Source organism: Pseudomonas sp. Sample_21 (genome assembly GCF_004307525.1).
Lineage (GTDB): Bacteria > Pseudomonadota > Gammaproteobacteria > Pseudomonadales > Pseudomonadaceae > Aquipseudomonas > Aquipseudomonas atacamensis.
Window position 1 is genome coordinate 1 of the sequence record NZ_RCNZ01000143.1, and the last position, 1,827, is coordinate 1,827.

Below are 1,827 nucleotides of genomic sequence, written 5' to 3' on the forward strand. Positions count from 1 at the left end.
ACTTCGGTGAGCAGCCAGAGGTCGTTCCACTTGGCTTTCGGGTGTTCGGTCAGGGCGAGGAAATGGCCGCTGACCAGCAGTGGCTGATCACTCTTGCCTTCGGCCAATTGGAAGTCGCTGCGATGGCGTTCGAGGGCGCGTTTGGCCAGGTGCTTGCCGCGCTCGCGGTCGATGAAGCGGCCCGGGTAATCGTAGTCTTCGAGGTCGGGCAGGGCGTCGCCACGGTTTTCGCTTTCCAGGGTCAGGCGCGGTTTTTCGAAGTCGTAGTCGCGACGGGTGGTGCGGCTGGTGCGGGTTTCCAGGCGCAGGTCGAAGCGCTTGATCACCGGGTTGCTGGCGACCATGCCGGAGTCTTGCTGATAGGGCACCGGGGCCAGTTTCGGGAACACCGTCTGGTCGTCGCCGAACACCAACTTGTGCGCGTTGGCGCTGTGCTGGAAGTGGAAGTGAATGCCTTCTTCCTCGCACAGGCGCTGGATGAAGTGCAGATCCGACTCGTCGTATTGCACGCAGTAGATGCGCTCGGGATAGATCGAGCCGGTCTTGAATTCGTAGGCGTTGCCCTGAATGCCGTGCTCTTCCAGCACTTGGCCGATGATCTTCGGCACGCTGAGGTTCTGGAAGATGCGCTGGTTGATGCGGTGCGCCAGATACGCCAGTTGCGGGCGCAGGGTCACCGAATAACGCGTCAGGCGCTTGCCGGAATCGCCTTGCGCGGCGCGGTAGATCTGGCCATGGATGCCGCTGCCGTCAGGCGACAGCTGCAGAAAGGCCGGTTTGTGCAGCAGGGTTTCGAGGTCCAGCGACGGCTGCTCACTGACCAGCTCCACCTCAAAGACAAAAGGCTGGCTGATGGCTTCCCGGCCGGTGAGGGTAAACACCTGAAAGTCGGCGGAAAGCCCTTCGATGGTCAGGGCAAAGTGGGTTTCATTGGCCGGCGCGAACATCCCTTGTTCCTCGTGCTGTACAGCGGCGCTCGTCGACGACCGCAAAAAAAGCGGCTCAACGTACGCGAAATTCTGGAGGGGCGTAAACAACATCGACCAGCAGAGCTGGCCGATGCGTGTAACGGTCAGCCGTAATTAAACGACTGGAGCACGCCAGTCATCGGAACCCGAAGTACCGGATACTTCGTGGGTCCAGGTGATTTTGCGGTAGGTGAACTGCACTTCTTCCAGGTGGGTGAAGTGCGCGTTGCCTGGATCCTGGCAGTTGTGCATTTTGTTGTTGATGGCGACGATGATCGCGTCTTCCAGTTTGGTGGTGTAGTAGTGCTCTTGGGTGCCTTGAGCCGAGGTGCGGTACCACTGGATAACGATTTCGCTCATGCGCTCGCCGGAAGTCAGAGCTGCTTGCAGCAGTGGCGAAGCCTTGTCGTAGACCTTAGTGATCACAACTGGCTTGTGAACGCGCTGACCGGTTGGCTGACCGGATTGCGGGTCACGCGGGATGATCACGTCGTGGGTGAAAGCCTGAACCATGACCTGGTCTTCGTGGCCTTCCTGGTAGGTGTTGCCAACGGAGTCGGCGGTGAAAGCGCCGGCAGTGATCAGGCCTTGTTTTTCGCCGGTAACCGACATGTACGCTGGTGTTGCCATGGGGTGCTCTCCTTGCGGATAAAGTTAGGGTGCCCGGAGGCGAAATCGCCCGGTGGGTGGCTGAGGGTTATCAAGGAGCGTGCCAGGTTTAGCGCGGTGCCCGGATGGCGGGGACGCCACGCTGGTTGGTCATCATTCGGGGCGATTTTCAGCGGGAAAATCGGGAGGAAGTGCGCAAGAAGTTGCGCAGTACTGCGCAACTTCTTGCGCACTTGGCTGCAGGGCTTGC

2 protein-coding genes are annotated in these 1,827 nt (G+C 59.9%); both read right to left on the reverse strand.

Annotated elements, in window-relative coordinates:
- The coding region (tssI, locus tag D8U71_RS27945; RefSeq protein ID WP_130889184.1) for a type VI secretion system tip protein TssI/VgrG at positions 1–947 on the reverse strand (947 nt) is incomplete at its 3' end.
- 135 nt (positions 948–1,082) lie between these two features.
- Complete coding sequence (locus D8U71_RS27950) at positions 1,083–1,598, reverse strand: Hcp family type VI secretion system effector (protein ID WP_007949952.1); 516 nt, start codon at positions 1,596–1,598, stop codon at positions 1,083–1,085.
- Between the last annotated feature and the right edge of the window lie 229 nt (positions 1,599–1,827).